Annotated in this window: 15 protein-coding genes and 1 pseudogene; 7 read left to right on the forward strand and 9 right to left on the reverse strand. The window is 59.4% G+C overall.

Translation table 11 applies throughout. From position 1 onward, the window contains the following. Positions 1–21: 21 nt before the first annotated feature. The 5 genes from ACLI1O_RS04400 to ACLI1O_RS04420 all read left to right on the forward strand — a co-directional run bounded on the left by ACLI1O_RS04400 (position 22) and on the right by ACLI1O_RS04420 (position 3,887). Positions 22–696: a LysR family transcriptional regulator substrate-binding protein gene (locus ACLI1O_RS04400; protein ID WP_239275742.1), complete on the forward strand. Its 675-nt coding sequence runs from the start codon at positions 22–24 to the stop codon at positions 694–696. Between the two features lie 146 nt (positions 697–842). Then, positions 843–1,451 (forward strand): LGFP repeat-containing protein, encoded by a 609-nt coding sequence (locus ACLI1O_RS04405; RefSeq protein ID WP_239267958.1) that lies wholly within the window; start codon positions 843–845, stop codon positions 1,449–1,451. Between the two features lie 236 nt (positions 1,452–1,687). Beyond that, the gene (locus ACLI1O_RS04410; protein WP_239267957.1) at positions 1,688–3,052 is read left to right on the forward strand and encodes a PhoH family protein; all 1,365 of its coding nucleotides are present in this window, start codon (positions 1,688–1,690) and stop codon (positions 3,050–3,052) included. A gap of 77 nt (positions 3,053–3,129) precedes the next feature. Next, a complete protein-coding gene (locus ACLI1O_RS04415; protein ID WP_005280037.1) occupies positions 3,130–3,708 on the forward strand; it encodes a GNAT family N-acetyltransferase in 579 nt (192 codons plus the stop codon). A gap of 35 nt (positions 3,709–3,743) precedes the next feature. Then, the gene (locus ACLI1O_RS04420) at positions 3,744–3,887 is read left to right on the forward strand and encodes a hypothetical protein (RefSeq protein ID WP_239267955.1); all 144 of its coding nucleotides are present in this window, start codon (positions 3,744–3,746) and stop codon (positions 3,885–3,887) included. Here ACLI1O_RS04420 and ACLI1O_RS04425 read toward each other — a convergent pair. From ACLI1O_RS04425 to glpX, 4 genes and pseudogenes are all read right to left on the reverse strand, one after another. Then, positions 3,884–5,451, reverse strand: a pseudogene (locus ACLI1O_RS04425) (MDR family MFS transporter). The gene ACLI1O_RS04420 and the pseudogene ACLI1O_RS04425 overlap by 4 nt on opposite strands. After that, positions 5,445–6,068: a TetR/AcrR family transcriptional regulator gene (locus tag ACLI1O_RS04430; RefSeq protein ID WP_239267951.1), complete on the reverse strand. Its 624-nt coding sequence runs from the start codon at positions 6,066–6,068 to the stop codon at positions 5,445–5,447. Before ACLI1O_RS04430 ends, ACLI1O_RS04425 begins: the two are co-directional and overlap by 7 nt. Positions 6,069–6,285: 217 nt before the next feature. Continuing rightward, positions 6,286–7,686, reverse strand: a complete 1,401-nt coding sequence (locus ACLI1O_RS04435; RefSeq protein ID WP_239267949.1) for a class II fumarate hydratase — start codon at positions 7,684–7,686, stop codon at positions 6,286–6,288. 108 nt (positions 7,687–7,794) lie between these two features. Further along, positions 7,795–8,808: a class II fructose-bisphosphatase gene (gene glpX, locus ACLI1O_RS04440; RefSeq protein WP_239267947.1), complete on the reverse strand. Its 1,014-nt coding sequence runs from the start codon at positions 8,806–8,808 to the stop codon at positions 7,795–7,797. Positions 8,809–9,025: 217 nt separating this feature from the next. On the opposite strand from glpX, the gene ACLI1O_RS04445 reads away from it, so the two are divergent. Beyond that, positions 9,026–9,595, forward strand: coding sequence for a DUF4245 domain-containing protein (locus tag ACLI1O_RS04445; RefSeq protein WP_239267945.1), 570 nt, complete (start codon positions 9,026–9,028; stop codon positions 9,593–9,595). Here ACLI1O_RS04445 and ACLI1O_RS04450 read toward each other — a convergent pair. From ACLI1O_RS04450 to xseA, 3 genes are read right to left on the reverse strand one after another with little or no spacing between them, the layout of a single operon-like run. Next, the gene (locus tag ACLI1O_RS04450; protein WP_239267944.1) at positions 9,579–9,959 is read right to left on the reverse strand and encodes a hypothetical protein; all 381 of its coding nucleotides are present in this window, start codon (positions 9,957–9,959) and stop codon (positions 9,579–9,581) included. The two genes, ACLI1O_RS04445 and ACLI1O_RS04450, sit on opposite strands and share 17 nt — an antisense overlap. Then, entirely contained in the window at positions 9,959–10,237 is a 279-nt protein-coding gene (locus ACLI1O_RS04455; protein ID WP_023026190.1) for an exodeoxyribonuclease VII small subunit, read from the reverse strand. The genes ACLI1O_RS04450 and ACLI1O_RS04455 overlap by 1 nt, the downstream gene beginning before the upstream one ends. A 23-nt stretch (positions 10,238–10,260) precedes the next feature. Next, positions 10,261–11,502 (reverse strand): exodeoxyribonuclease VII large subunit, encoded by a 1,242-nt coding sequence (xseA, locus tag ACLI1O_RS04460; protein WP_239267942.1) that lies wholly within the window; start codon positions 11,500–11,502, stop codon positions 10,261–10,263. A 153-nt stretch (positions 11,503–11,655) separates the two neighbouring features. Here xseA and ACLI1O_RS04465 point away from each other — a divergent pair, with 153 nt between their 5' ends. Then, positions 11,656–12,606: a 4-hydroxy-3-methylbut-2-enyl diphosphate reductase gene (locus tag ACLI1O_RS04465; RefSeq protein ID WP_239267941.1), complete on the forward strand. Its 951-nt coding sequence runs from the start codon at positions 11,656–11,658 to the stop codon at positions 12,604–12,606. 74 nt (positions 12,607–12,680) lie between these two features. Here the strand turns inward: ACLI1O_RS04465 and ACLI1O_RS04470 are convergent, their stop codons facing one another. Then, positions 12,681–13,490: a DUF6542 domain-containing protein gene (locus ACLI1O_RS04470; protein WP_239267939.1), complete on the reverse strand. Its 810-nt coding sequence runs from the start codon at positions 13,488–13,490 to the stop codon at positions 12,681–12,683. 65 nt (positions 13,491–13,555) lie between these two features. Beyond that, entirely contained in the window at positions 13,556–14,626 is a 1,071-nt protein-coding gene (locus ACLI1O_RS04475) for a DNA recombination protein RmuC (protein WP_411706977.1), read from the reverse strand. Positions 14,627–14,639 lie beyond the last annotated feature (13 nt).

A 14,639-nucleotide genomic window follows, 5' to 3' on the forward strand; every position in this document is an offset into this window, starting at 1 on the left:
ACTTTCAGTAGACTGTGCTCCATGCTGCGCTTAGCCTTTGTGACCGGTACGGAACCTGGAAAATGGTTTCAGAGATTTCAGGACAATACTGCCCACGGCGGTTTATCCACCGTCGATGCGGATGACAGCATGGCAGAATTGCTCGCAGGTCACGTGGATCTGGCGCTAACGCGCCTGCCGGATCCGCGGGTGGATGACTCTTTCCACGTGGTGCGCCTTTATGAGGAGGCCCCCGGCCTTGCGGTTCCAAAAGACTCGGTCTATGCGGAGGTGGGTGAGGCGCTTGCGCTTGCCGATGTCTCCGATGAGCACCTCAACTACCGCCTCACCGATGCCGGCGAGGTCGATATCGCCGCCGTACGAGAGGCCCTGCAGGTGGTCGCGGCCAATGTGGGCATCGCCATCGCACCGCTGCCGCTATTAAAAATCCTCAGCAAGAAACAGGTGGTTCCGCTCGCGCTCAAGGATAGCGGCGTGCCGGTGACGGAAATTGCCTTGGTTTGGCGGAAGGCGGAGGATGGCGAGGCCATCCAGGACTTTGTGGGCATCGCTAAGGGCCGCACCGCTCGCTCCTCCAGGCAGGAAAAGCCGAAGCGCACCGCCCGTGAAAAAGCTAAAGCCAAACAGTCTCGAAGGATTGTTAACAATCCGTTACAGAAACAAAAGAAGTGCCCTAAGCAGCGCAAACGACGATGATATGAGGGTTGATCCGCGCTAACCCCGTTGCACACGGTGGCAAGGAAGTGCATTTGGGGTATACCGTTGGCTGCGCTCGCCACAATGGCGGCTTAAACCTACAACGAACTAATTTTTCAGCTGAAAATCGAAAGGTAGATCCAGAAATGCGCAAGATGACTCGTCGTATTGCAGGTGGCTTCGCGGCCGCAACCCTTTCCGTTGCTCTCGTTGCATGCTCGGACGCAGAGGACGCCGCCGATGACGCTAAGGATAGCGCTGGCTCCGTAGCCGCAGACGCCTCGGATGCTGCCGGCTCTGCCGCATCCGATGCCACCGACGCCGCTGGTTCCGCCGCCGAAGAGGCAACCGGCTCCAAGGACGGTGATGCAGAGGGCGCCAAGGGCGAAACCCAGACCATCACCACTGCACATGGCGAAGAAGAAGTTCCCGCTGATCTTGCAGCTGCCATCGAGGAAAAGCAGGCCGAGTGGGGCGACGTGCAGAGCATAGAGTCCTCCGATGAAGGCACCCTGGCTACCTTCGAGGGTGGCAAGTACTTGGCATACTCTGAGGAGACTGGTGCGCAGCCGGTCATCGGCAAGATTGCTGAAACCTGGGTAAACGAGGGTGGACTCGCTTCCTCCGTTGGCCTGCCTACCAAGCCAGAGGCTGACGCAGTCGAGGCGAACGGCTGGACCCAGGAGTTTAGCAACGGCACCATCTCCTGGACTGAGGGTGAAGACGGCACCTTCGCGGCCGATATCAACGCCTAAAAGCTAAAAGTCGGCGCCCTGCCCACGCGGCGCGTCGATTACCTCTCGCCACGATCCCTGCGGCTTTCCCGCAGGGATCTGTCGTTTTCTTAAAGTTCATCTTCCACCCATGTGATTTCAACCTTGGGTGCTTAGGTTGGGTGGCAGCCCCTAAGAGTTCGCAGCACTAGCGGCTCTAGGGGGCAGACAAGGAAGAACAGCTTTCTACCGCTTTACAAAGGAAGATTCCTGCCATCATGACTCGCCCCTCTGTACTTTCTACTGCACTAGGCACCACGGAAAATGACGTCGCTACCAAGACCTACGTGCTTGATACCTCGGTTTTATTATCTGACCCGTGGGCGCTGCGAAAATTTGCCGAACACGAGGTCGTCCTTCCCGTCGTGGTTATCTCTGAATTGGAAGGAAAACGTCATCACCCAGAGCTTGGCTGGTTCGCCCGCCAAGCTCTTCGCTTTTTGGAAGAGCTGCGCGCTACCTATGAGGCGCTCGACCAGCCCGTTCCGGTCAACGTGGACGGCGGTACCTTGCGGGTAGAGCTCAACCACCAAGACCAATCGCTCTTGCCGGCCGCATTCCGCGGGCCGGAAGGAGACCACCGCATCTTGGCCTGCGCCTTGAACCTGGCACACGAAGGCAAGGACACGGTTCTTGTTACCAAGGACGTGCCGCTGCGCGTTAAGGCTGGCGCCGTGGGCGTGCAGGCCGATGAATATCACGCTCAGGACGTCATTTTGACCGGGTACTCCGGTATGGCCACCGCCTATACCACCACGGATGTCATCGATGCCCTCTACAGCGATGGGGAAGTGCTGCTCGATGGGGTCGTCACGGACGATGACACCCCAGTGGAAGACTTGCCGGTGCACTGCGGCATCACCTTGGTCGGCGGCGCGCAATCTGCCCTGGGCCGCATTCTGCCGGACGGGGCGGTGCGCCTGGTGCGCGGCGATCGAAATGCCTTTGGCCTGCAGGGGCGTTCGGCGGAACAGCGCATCGCCCTCGATCTCCTGTTGGATCCGGAAGTCGGCATCGTGTCCATCGGTGGTAGGGCAGGCACCGGCAAATCCGCGCTGGCCTTATGCGCCGGCTTGGAGGCGGTCTTAGAGCGCGGTGAACATCGCCGCATCGTGGTCTTTCGGCCGATGTACGCCGTCGGCGGGCAGTCGCTGGGTTACCTGCCGGGCTCTGAGTCAGAGAAGATGAACCCGTGGGCCCAAGCGGTCTATGACACCTTGGAAGGCTTAGTCTCTGACAACGTGCTGGAGGAGATCCACGAACGCGGGCTCATCGAGGTCCTGCCCCTAACCCATATTCGCGGCCGTTCTTTGCACGATGCCTTCGTTATCGTGGACGAGGCGCAGTCGCTGGAGCGCAATGTTTTGCTTACCGTGCTCTCGCGCTTGGGGGAAGGCTCGCGAGTAGTGCTCACCCATGACGTTGCCCAGCGCGATAACCTGCGGGTGGGCCGCCACGATGGGGTACAGGCGGTCATCGAAAAGCTCAAGGGCCATGAGCTTTTCTCGCACATTACCCTTCAGCGATCGGAGCGCTCTGCCATTGCGGAGCTAGTAACGGATCTATTGGAGGGCAATGATTAAGGGAGAGATGAAAGCGTGTTCGCAGACAGCGAATTTAATCAAATTTATATGGCAAAAATCACCTAAGACCAGTAATAATGGTGCCTATGAGCGAGAACGCCAAGCAGACGTCTGCGGACGAAAAGAAAAAGGATTTCCGTATCCGGCCTTTCACGTCGGCCGATTACCCGCAGATGCGGGAGATCTACGAGCAGGGCCTGCAAACCGGCCATGCCACCTATGAGACCCGTTCCTTGACCTATGAGGAGTTTACGAACTCCAAAATCATGGCTTCGGTGCACGTAGCCGTTGAGGCGGACGATGATTCCAAGGTATTGGGGTGGGTTTCGGCCGCCCCGATTTCATCGCGCACCGTCTTCCACGGCGTGGTGGAGGATTCCATCTACTTGGGATCTGATGCCCAAGGCCGTGGCATCGCCGGGGCCTTGCTCGATTGCCTCATTGAGGTGTGCAAGGATCTGCACAAGTGGGCCATCCACTCCTGGATTTTCCCGGAAAATGAAGGCTCTGCGGGCCTGCACAAGTCCCGCGGCTTTGAAAAGGTCGGCACCTACTCCCACATGGCCAAGATGACCTATGGCGAGTTGGCCGGTCAGTGGCGCGATACCGATGTCTACGAGCTCCTGCTCCCCAAGCCGGAGGAAAAGAACCGCTAAATACACTGTGCCTAGTAACCACGAAGGCCGTAGCGATGCCGAGGGAATTAATAATCTCGGCCGCTACGGCCTTTAGTCGTTTTCTACTTCGCGAGGCCGCCGGGTGGGTAGCCGAGGGCGGACTCGATGGGGGCATCGGCAAGCAGCAGGCTATCGCGCAGCGCATGCAGCTCCCCTAATCGATCGTCTCCTTCAGGCGCTCTTCGCGCAGGGGAAGCAGGACGATCAGGGCGATGATGACGAGCGGGACCATCAGCGCGATGACCGGGGTGAGGCCATCGTTATAGGAATTGAGGATCGCCTGCTCGAGGGGCTCTGGCAGGGAAGAAACCATATCCGGGGTGAGGCTATTGGCATTGCCATTGGCGTTATTAAACTTTTCAGCATAGGCCGCGCCCTCGGGGCCCAGCTGCTGGATGGCCCGCGGCAGGCGGTTGGCCATCTCATCCTGCATGTTGTTGATGAACATGGAACCGACCAGGGAAGCGCCCAGGGCAGAACCGATCTGGCGGAAGAAGTTATTCGCCGCGGTGGCCGTGCCCACCTGAGACAGTGGGAAAGAGTTCTGGACGATGAGCACGAGCACCTGCATGACCATGCCCAGGCCGATGCCGAAGGCGAGGAACTCGAAGCCGAGCTGTGTGAGCGAGGTGTCTACCGAGAGGCGGGACATCCAGAACAGGGCGCCTGCGGTAATGGCTAGGCCGATGAGGGGTAGATCTTGTAGCGGCCGGTGCGGGCGATGATGAAGCCAACTCCGGTGGAGGTGCCGATAAGGCCAACCATCATTGGAATCATCATCAGGCCAGCGTTGGTGGGCGATAGGGTGTGGACCATCTGCAGGTAGGTGGGCATATAGCCCAGCACGCCGAACATGGCCAGACCCAAGATGACGCCGGACAGGGTGGTTAGGGCCATGTTGCGGTTCTTGAAGAGGCGAACCGGGATGAGCGGCTCGGCAGCGCGCAATTCCACGATGGTGGTAATGATCGCGCCGACGAGGGTGATGGCGCCGAGGGTGAGGATCATGGAGGAATCCCAGTCGTACTCGGTGCCGCCCCAGGTGGTCATGAGGATTAGGGAAGCGGTGGTAATGGCGATGAAGGTGGCGCCGAGCCAGTCAAAGCGCTTCATATCGGCCTGGCCCACGCGCAGGTTGAGCACCAGGATGCAGACCACCATGGCCAGCAGGCCGAGCGGGATATTCATCCACATGCCCCAGCGCCAGCCGGGGCCATCAGTAAACCAGCCGCCCAAGACGGGGCCAAGGACGGAGGACAGGCCGAAGACACCGCCCATAATGCCCATGAACTTGCCACGCTCGCGGGAGGAGGTGACCTCGGCGATGATGGACTGCGAGGAGATCATCATGAACCCGGCGCCGAAGCCTTGCACGGCGCGGGCGATGATGAGCACCGTCATGGAATCGGCGAAACCGCCGATGGCGGAGCCCACGACGAAGACGGCGATGCCGCCAATGTAGAGCCACTTGCGGCCCAGCATGTCACCCAGCTTGCCGGAAATCGGCATGGCGATGGTCATGGTGACCAGGAATGCGGAGATGACCCAGCTCATGTGGTCAACGCCGCCAAGCTCACCAACAATCGTTGGCAAAGCGGAAGAGAAAATCATCTGGCCCAGCGAGCTCATCAACATGGTGAGCACCAGCGCAGAGAAGATGAGCCCCAGGTTATCCGCCCGCGACTGGCCCTGCGCAGGAGCCTTTTCGACTGTATCTACCATCGGATTCCTTTCATAACATCATTAATCAAAGTCAGTGAATCATTCAGACGCGAACTCAGGGCGTCGCTGCAATCGCTATCGGGGGCGGCGATGGAAAGCCACAGGGCCTCGCGGACCACACCGGCGATGACCATGGCCTCCGTTGCCGTGGAATGACCCTCCAGGATGCGCAGTTCCGGTTCCCGGTCAAGGCGCTCCTCAATGAGTCCAATAAGCTCGATGGATTTCGCCCGCTTGCGACTAATGGAGGCGGCGGCCGCCTCCGGGTCATTAGCAATGCGCTTGCGTCGCTCCCGAATCGTGGGATTAACGTGATGGCCCTCCATGTGCTGCTCCACCAGGTTAAGGACGAGCTCCATGATGTTGGTGGTGGGCTCGTGGAGGAAATACTCGCGCATTTCCGCGGTGAAGTCAGCGCTTGGTGCCCCGAGCACGGCGGATTCCTTCGAATCGAAATAATTAAAAAATGTGCGCCGAGAAATACCGGCTAGTTCGCAGATCTCTTCAATAGTGACCTCGCCAAAGGAATGCTTATCCACCAGTTCGGTGGCGGCATCCTCAATGCGTAGCCGTGTTTCTAGGCGTTTCTGCTCGCGTAGTGATAGTTCTTCTTGCACAGAATGCAACTTTACACTCGGTGCAAACTTGCACCAAGTGCAAAATGAGTGATTTTGTAGATGTGTACGCTGAATTTATGGCGCAAGTCACGGCATGTGCTTGCCGATGCCCCTTTTCTTTGCGCGCACTTCCCGTACCCGGTCATGTTCCCGGGCATGCAAAACCCCGCTCAGAAGCGATTTCCGAGCGGGGTTGCAGCGCTAAAGGCGGCTGAGGTTAGATATTGTCGCGCTCGCGGTTGGTCATGCTCAATACGTCCAAGCGCTTGTCCAGCTCTTCCTCGGTGAGGTTCTCGCCGTCAACAAAGCCCAAGTCGATTACGGCCTGGCGGACGGTGATCTTCTCATTGAGGGCGTGTTTTGCGGCCTTGGCGGCATTCTCGTAGCCGATGGCGGAGTTCAGCGGGGTCACGATGGAGGTGGAGGACTCCGCGAAGTGCTTCATTCGCTCCTCGTTGGCCTCGATGTGGTCGACGCACTTCTCAGCAAAGACGCGGGCGGAGTTGGCCAGCAGGCGAGCGGACTCGAGCACGTTGCGCGCCATCATCGGGATGAAGACGTTGAGCTCGAACTGTCCCTGCGCGCCGCCGAAGGCAACGGCTGCGTCATTGCCCACAACTTGGCCGGCCACCATGGTAACCGCCTCAGGGATAACCGGGTTGACCTTGCCCGGCATGATGGAGGAACCAGGCTGCAGGTCCTTCAGGTGGATTTCTGCCAGGCCGGTCAGTGGGCCGGAGCCCAGCATACGCAGGTCATTGGCAATCTTGTTGAAGGATACGGCCACCGAGCGCATGGCGCCGGAAAATTCTACGAGGCCGTCGCGGTTAGCCTGTGCCTCGAAGTGGTTTTCTGCTTCCTTCAGGTTCTCAACGCCGGTGAGCTTCTTGAGCTCCTCGGTCACCTTGCCGCCGAAATCAGCGGAGGTATTCAGGCCGGTGCCGGTGGCGGTACCACCGATGGCGAGCTCTCCCAAGCGCGGGAGGGTAGCCTCGATGCGCTCGATGCCGAGCTCCACCTGGCGGGCGTAGCCGCTGAACTCCTGGCCCAAGGTGATTGGGGTGGCGTCCATGAGGTGGGTGCGCCCGGCCTTGACGACGTCCGCGAATTCCTTCGCCTTCTTAGTCAAGGACTCGTGCAGGACCTTTAGGCCCGGAATGAGGTCATTGACAGCCGCTTCCGTAGCCGCCACGTGGGTGGCGGTGGGGAAGGTGTCATTGGAGGACTGGCCCATGTTGACGTCATCGTTCGGGTGAACCTCTACGCCTTGCTTATGCACCAAGGAGGCGATGACCTCGTTGGTGTTCATATTGGAAGAGGTGCCGGAGCCGGTCTGGAATACGTCGATGGGGAAGGCATCGTTGTGCTTGCCATCCGCGATTTCCTGTGCGGCGGCGATAATGGCGTCTGCCTTTTCTGCATCCAGGCTGCCGGAGTCCTTGTTGACCTGTGCGCATGCAGCCTTGAGCAGGCCAAGCGCACGAATCTGCGCATCTTCCAAGCCGCGGCCGGAAATAGGGAAATTGTTTACCGCGCGCTGGGTCTGTGCGCGCCACAGGGCATCAGCGGGAACTTTAACCTCGCCCATAGTGTCATGTTCGGTACGGTATTCGGTCATGAGAATCACCTCGGTTGATTGATTGTGTGCACCTACCCCCAGTATGGCGAAAAGCTAAAAGTCAGTGGGTGAAAAGCCCGAGCCTGCCCCGCCATTTGGGGGTGAGGTTTAGTTCTTGGTGGGGTCCGAGTAGTCCACCACTGAGTATTCCTGCAGTTTAGCCAGCTTGTGGAAGGAATCGACGTAGCGAATGGTGCCGGACTTGGAACGCATGACCAGCGAACGGGTGGAGGCACCATTATTGCGGTAGGAAACACCGCGCAGCATGTCACCATTGGTCACGCCGGTAGCGGCGAAGTAGCAGTTCTTCGACGAAACCAAATCATTGGTGCCCAAGACCTTATCCAAGTCGTGTCCGGCAGCGCGGGCCTTTTCTGCTTCTTCTTCATCCTTCGGCCACAGCTTGCCCTGGATCTCGCCACCCATGCACCGCATGGCGCAGGCGGTGATGATGCCCTCAGGGGTACCTCCAATGCCCATCATTATGTCGATGGAGTTGGAATCCTGGCAGGCGGCGATGGCACCTGCCACATCGCCATCCATAATGAGGCGCACCTTTGCGCCTGCCTCGCGGATCTCCTGGATGAGCTTTTCGTGGCGCGGGCGGTCCAATACCACCACGGTGATATCGGCGGTGCGCAGGCCCTTTGCCTTGGCCACGGACTCGATATTCCATTGCACGGACTGGTTGATATCGATGGATCCGACGGCTTCTGGGCCCACGGCGATCTTTTCCATGTAGAAGACCGCAGATGGGTCATACATGGTGCCGCGCTCTGCGGCGGCGATTACGGAAATGGCATTGGGGCGGCCCTCGGCCATCAATCGCGTGCCATCTACCGGGTCCACAGCAATGTCCATCGCCGCGCCTTCGCCCGTGCCGACCTCTTCACCGTTGAAGAGCATCGGGGCCTCATCCTTTTCGCCCTCACCAATGACGACAACGCCCTTCATCGCCACGGAGTTAATCAGTTTGCGCATGGCATCGACTGCCGCGCCATCGCCCTCATTCTTCATGCCACGACCAACCCAGCGGCCAGAGGCCAAGGCGGCGGCTTCGGTCACGCGCACCAGCTCCATGGCCAAGTTACGGTCGGGCAAATAAGAAGTATTTTCGGACATGTGTAGTGGTTGCCTTCCATGTTTTCTCACCGTGGGGGTAATTCCCACGCGATTAGTGTTCTACTTGTCCTATTCTGGCACTTTTTGGCGTCAATAGGTCCGATTTGGGGCCCCTTTTGCGGGGTTTTTCCTTTCTCTAGGCAGCATTATCGGCGCGAATGTGCGCACGCGGGAGGCATGTGGCACTTTCACGGTGGCTCATGCGATACTAAGGCGCGTGGCTGCAGAACAAAGACCGAAGATTTTCGAAGGCGCTCGCGACATCATTTTGTCCCTTTCCGTAGTGGTGGTCATGATGTTGCTCGTGGTGGGCGCGACGGGGCTTTGCTCGGTGAATCCGGAAACAGAGCAAGGCCCAGTTCAAGAGGTAGACGAGGAGACCTTCCTGGATACGCAGGCTCGCGCCGGTATTGGTGCTATCCGAGATCCCCAGATGCCCGAAGGCTGGCAGGCCAATGCGGCCCGCCGTTCGCAGCTAGGCGGCGACACAGTCACCGTCGTCAGCTGGCTTACCGCGGATGGAAACTACGTGGAATCCACCCAAACCCAGGTTTCTGCAGAAGAGGCGGGCGAAAAATACGACGCTAACTATCGCGGGCTGAACTCAATGCGCGAGGTAGCCGGCCATCAGGTGCGCGTGCTGGCAAGTGACGACGATTCTGTGCGCCGCTTGTGGATCGCCGACTTGGGCGATGCCCGCCTCATCATCTCCGGTGCAGCCCCCGATGAAGAATTCGCCGCCGCCACCGAGGCCTTTATCGAGGCCAAACCTATAAGCGGAAAGTAACCTCGCTGAGCCCCTCGGCGTCCGCTTCCACTGTGATTCCCTCAGTGTCACCGGTGGCTTCGTCCAAGGCAGCGGCATCCAGCCCGCTCAAACGCGTCTTTTCTAGGTAGACGTCCACGCGCTCGCGCTGGGAACGGCGCGGGTAGATGGAGACTTGGACCACTTTGGCATCGGCAAGCAGCAGCACGATGGACCGGGAAAAGTAACTCAATTCCTCTTCTGTGGCCGAAACCTGGGTGCTGGTATGCGCCGGCCCGAAAAATTCCTCTACCAGCGCGCGGGAATCGCCGCCCATGATGGAGCCTGCCGATGCCGATTTGGAGACGAAATCAATCCGCCTTCCCGGGTAACCATAAATCTGCATTACTCTTCACCCTCCTCAGCCTGCTGCTCGCTGTGTTCCGCCTTTTCAAGGGCATCCTCCACCCGCTTGGAGGCGCCATCCAAGTGGGACTCGCACGTGCGAGCAAGCGCCTCGCCGCGCTCCCAGTATTTCAGGGACTCGTCCAGGCCCATTTGGCCGAGCTCTAAAATCTTGACAGTTTCAATGAGCTCATCGCGCGCCTGTTCGTAGCTCAATTCCTCTACGGGAGTAAAGGCATCTTGGCCTGGCTGGCCGGAACCAATGGTTTCATCTGACATCAGCATTCTCCTACTATTTCTGGCTAATCGGCGGCCTGGGAGGCCATGGACACGGCGGTGATGGAACCATCGCCCACGCGAATGCGCAATTGCGCGCCGGGCGGTGATTGCTCATAAGAGCTAACGACCTCCGGATCGCTGCCATCTTTGGGCAAGACCTGGACAATAGAATACCCACGGGCAAGCGTCGCCGAAGGACCTAAAGCAGAAACCCGCGCGCGAAGGGACTCCACGTGCCGGGTCTCACGGTCTAAGAGCACCCGCAGTTCGCGGCGCATGCTCGTGCGCATGCGCTCGACCTCTTCGCGCCGAGCGCGGATTGGCGTCATCGGATCGGCCAGCACTGGGCGCGAGCGGATATTATCCAATCCACGGCGCTCGCGTTCTACCCAGCCGCGCAAGGCCGCCGCCATGCGGGATCGCGCCTCAGCGATGACCGCGCGTTCCTCTGCCACCGACGGGACCACGCGCTTGGCGGCGTCCGTCGGGGTAGCCGCGCGCAGATCTGCGACGTTATCGAGCACCGGACTATCCGGCTCGTGGCCAATCGCGGAGACCACCGGGGTGCTGGCGGCCACGACGGCGCGTTGCAGGGCTTCTTCAGAAAAGGGAAGGAGATCTTCGACGGAACCGCCACCGCGGGCGATGATGATGACATCGATCTCCGCATCGCCGTCGAGCTCCTGCAAGGCGGAAATCACCTCGGGGACGGTATTCGCCCCCTGAACAGCGGTATTAATGACGCGGAATTGCACGGCCGGCCACCTGTCGCGGGCTACCGCCACGACATCGCGCTCGGCGGCAGAACCGCGGCCGGTAATCAGGCCGATTTTCTGCGGGAGGTAGGGAAGCGGGCGCTTGCGCGCGGGATCAAAGAGGCCTTCTGCGGCAAGCTGCGCGCGCAGCTTTTCGATGCGCGCCAATAAATCGCCGATGCCCACGTGCCGAATCTCCGTGGTCCACAGGGAAAAGGATCCGCGGCCGGCATAAAAGGCGGGTTTGCCGTGCACGATGACGCGGTCGCCGTCTTTTAGCGGCGTGGGCAAGTTGTGCAGCATTGAGGAAGAGCAGGTCAATTGCACCGACTTTTCCTGCTGCACATCGCGCAGGGTGAGGTAGGACAGCTTCCAGGTGGGCTTGTAATTGATCTGCGTTAATTGGCCTTCCACCCACAGGTATCCAAGGCGCTCGATCCATCCCTTCACCTGGTCATTGACCTGGCCCACGGGCCACGGGGTCTCTGGAGTATTTGCCGGTTGATTCACGCAGCCACCCTTTCCATCTACAGCGCCATACGGTGCCCTTTAGTGTAGGTGCTCAAGGCACGTGGCGCCCCGCTTGGGTGGCCTAGATGGGCGCTTTCCCTGCTGGATAGCCCTTACTATTGTTTTGCTTTACCTTTCGATACTCTGGGAGGCATGACTGATGGTAAAAATGTTCTCCTCGCGGCACCGCGCGGTTACTGCGCTGGAGTGGACCGCGCCGTCGAGACCGTAGAAAAGGCGCTAGAAAAATACGGCGCACCCATTTATGTGCGCAAGCAAATCGTCCACAACCGTTATGTCGTTGAATCTTTGGCCAAGCGCGGAGTCATCTTCGTTGAAGAGGCCGCCGAGGCCCCGGAGGGTGCTCACCTCGTCTTTTCCGCCCACGGCATCTCCCCGGCGGTGCGCAATCAGGCACAGGAGCGCAAGCAATTGACCTTGGACGCTACCTGCCCCTTGGTGACTAAGGTGCACAAGGAAGCCCAGCGTTTCGAGCGCGATGGTTACCACATCCTCCTCGTGGGCCACGAAGGCCACGAGGAGGTAGAAGGCACCGCGGGCGAGGCCCCCGATGTTACGCATCTGGTCGATGGCGTCGACGGCGTGGACAAGCTGCCAGACTACCTGCAGGATGAGAAACTCATCTGGCTTTCGCAGACCACACTCTCGGTGGATGAGACCGTTGTCATCGTCAATAAGCTGCGCGAGCGTTTTCCGCACCTAGAAAACCCGCCGTCAGATGATATCTGCTACGCCACTCAAAACCGGCAAGAGTCCGTCAAAGCCATTGCACCGAAGTGCGATCTTATGATCGTGGTGGGGTCTAAGAACTCGTCCAACTCCGTGCGCCTCGTAGAAGTCGCGCTCGAGGCGGGTTCACGCGACTCCCACTTGGTGGATTTTGCCGACGAGATCGATGAATCGTGGCTAGACGGCGTAGAGACCGTTGGCGTGACCTGTGGCGCCTCCGTGCCAGAACTTCTTGTGCGCGAGGTGCTCGAATACTTGGATGAGCGCGGCTTTAATGACGTGGAGCAAGTGACCACCTCCACCGAATCCATTACTTTCGCGCTGCCGCGCGATCTGCGTCCTGCCCGCACCTAGCGCTGCAACGCCTAAAACGACAACAACCGTGAGCCTGGTGGCCTCTTAAAGAGTGCCGGGGCTCACGGTTTAGTTTATTCGTAGAGGTTATCGTCCCAACGCTGTTTCTTGGCAGTGTCTTTTGTCGAGGAAGCGAGATCTGGTTCGGGAGCCGGTGGTATCACGTCCCCTGCGCGCCGGTGCGGATCCGGTTGCAAGCGATTTTCGCGTTCCGCCTGTTGCTCGCGACGGCGCTCTTCTCGGTCGCGGCCACGGATGCGGTCCTGCGGCTTCCGCGGAGGTTGCGCCTGTGCGTGTGATCTGCGGCGGGAGGCGCGTGGAGAGGGGGCCTGCGGGTTTTCGGATCTATTGCGCGCCATGAGTTCCGCCACGGAAAGCCGTTCAGCGCGGTTCTGGCGATCCCGCTTCATGTCCGCGCGCCGCGCGACCTTTTGCTGATTCACAGCGCGTTGGGCGGCCTTGCGGAAGCGCATCCAGCGCAAGACGCCGATTGCGGTCGCGCCGAGAACCGCGATAAGCAACCACAGGAAGTTCTGGACCAGCGGATACACGGAGGTCAGCAGGGACGTTTTAGAAAAACTGGTGCCTTCCGGAGCATTGGACTTGGTGATGAAGATTCCCGCCGTCACCACGGTTACCGCGTACAAAATGGGGATGGACGCGATGGACAGGAATAATCCTCGCTCCTCAACGATGAGCGCTATGAGCAGGGAGCTGATGATGAGAAAGGCAAAGTACATCCAGCCTATGGAGCCGACAAGAATGGAAATCAATGCGCCGGTGAGCAAAAGTGCCGCCAATAGTCCAAGGCCCTTCAGCAGCGAGATGCTCGGCATGCTCAGGCTTTGCGCGGCGGTAGGCTTTCGTTGTTTGGCTAGTGACACGTCGCAAAATCCTACCGTCTGGCGCGGGCCAATGGCTATATCCACGCAGTAAAACTGCCTAGATTTTAAGAAGAATTTGTCCCGCGCGGCCACGTATCAATGGGGGAGGGCTCGCGCGGCGCTCTGTTCGTACGGCCGGGAATCTCCATTTCGTGCAGCTTGCGGGCGGTCACGCCCACGCGCGAATCAAGCGAGGAGAGCGTGGAATTATAGGCTTCTACTGCCTTTTCGAGTCCTTGGCCCACCTTGCCATAGTGCTCCGAAAGGGTATTGAGACGCGAATAGAGCTCACGTCCCAAGCGTTGGACTTCTTTTGCCTTGGCGGAAATATCTTCCTGGTGCCACCCCATAGCTACCGTGCGCAAGAGCGCGAAGAGTGAGCTCGGGGTCGCGATGACGACGTTGCGTTCAAAACCGAACTCGATGAGCTCAGGATCGACCGATAACGCAGCATCGAGGAAAGGATCCGCGGGTACGAAGAGCACCACGAATTCCGGGGTGGGTTGGAAGGCCTCAATATAGTCTTTGTGGGATAGCGCCTGGATGTGACTGCGCAGCTGATGCGCGTGGCGGCGCAGGTAGCCGGCGTGTTCTTCTGGATCGTCGGTTTCTAGCGCATCGAGGTATGAAGAGAACGGAACCTTGGCATCGACGATGATATGCCTGCCACCGGCCAAGTTGATGAGCATATCTGGGCGCACGATGCGGCCATTTAAGGGGGCAGAGACTTGGGAATCGAAGTCCACGTGCCGTCTCATGCCGCCGAGTTCGACGACGCGCTCTAGCTGAATCTCGCCCCACCGCCCGCGCACATTGGGTGAGCGTAGAGCCGTAACGAGCTGATCCGTGCGCTCTGTTAGCCGGGACGAGGTGCGGGTCACCGCCTGCACTTGGCTGGACAGGGAGGCCAAGTGGGCGGTGCGATCTTCTTCCAATTCTTGGAGCTGGAATCCAAGCCTATCCATGGCCTTTTCCAGCGGTTGCAGCTCGGCCTGGCGGCGCTGGGATTCTTGCAGCGCCCGGTGCTCCTCGCTCGGCGCGGAGCGGGAAGCGGAATGAGAGTGGGCCAACCATCCCAGAACGGCGCCCAATAGGAGACCGATAAACAGCAGCAGCACGGGCAAAGTGGATGTCATGGAATCCACTATG

The organism is Corynebacterium sp. LaCa78 (assembly GCF_046717505.1).
GTDB lineage: Bacteria > Actinomycetota > Actinomycetes > Mycobacteriales > Mycobacteriaceae > Corynebacterium.

What these genes read in the sequence shown, in the direction of transcription:
- ACLI1O_RS04450 (WP_239267944.1), bottom strand. Translation starts at nt 9,959, where the DNA reads ATGCAGATTTATGGTTACCCGGGAAGGCGGATTGATTTCGTCTCCAAA.
- ACLI1O_RS04400 (WP_239275742.1), top strand. Translation starts at nt 22, where the DNA reads ATGCTGCGCTTAGCCTTTGTGACCGGTACGGAACCTGGAAAATGGTTT.
- glpX (WP_239267947.1), bottom strand. Translation starts at nt 8,808, where the DNA reads ATGTCCGAAAATACTTCTTATTTGCCCGACCGTAACTTGGCCATGGAG.
- ACLI1O_RS04435 (WP_239267949.1), bottom strand. Translation starts at nt 7,686, where the DNA reads ATGACCGAATACCGTACCGAACATGACACTATGGGCGAGGTTAAAGTT.
- ACLI1O_RS04455 (WP_023026190.1), bottom strand. Translation starts at nt 10,237, where the DNA reads ATGTCAGATGAAACCATTGGTTCCGGCCAGCCAGGCCAAGATGCCTTT.
- ACLI1O_RS04410 (WP_239267957.1), top strand. Translation starts at nt 1,688, where the DNA reads ATGACTCGCCCCTCTGTACTTTCTACTGCACTAGGCACCACGGAAAAT.
- ACLI1O_RS04475 (WP_411706977.1), bottom strand. Translation starts at nt 14,626, where the DNA reads ATGACATCCACTTTGCCCGTGCTGCTGCTGTTTATCGGTCTCCTATTG.
- ACLI1O_RS04405 (WP_239267958.1), top strand. Translation starts at nt 843, where the DNA reads ATGCGCAAGATGACTCGTCGTATTGCAGGTGGCTTCGCGGCCGCAACC.
- ACLI1O_RS04415 (WP_005280037.1), top strand. Translation starts at nt 3,130, where the DNA reads ATGGTGCCTATGAGCGAGAACGCCAAGCAGACGTCTGCGGACGAAAAG.
- ACLI1O_RS04420 (WP_239267955.1), top strand. Translation starts at nt 3,744, where the DNA reads ATGCCGAGGGAATTAATAATCTCGGCCGCTACGGCCTTTAGTCGTTTT.
- ACLI1O_RS04465 (WP_239267941.1), top strand. Translation starts at nt 11,656, where the DNA reads ATGACTGATGGTAAAAATGTTCTCCTCGCGGCACCGCGCGGTTACTGC.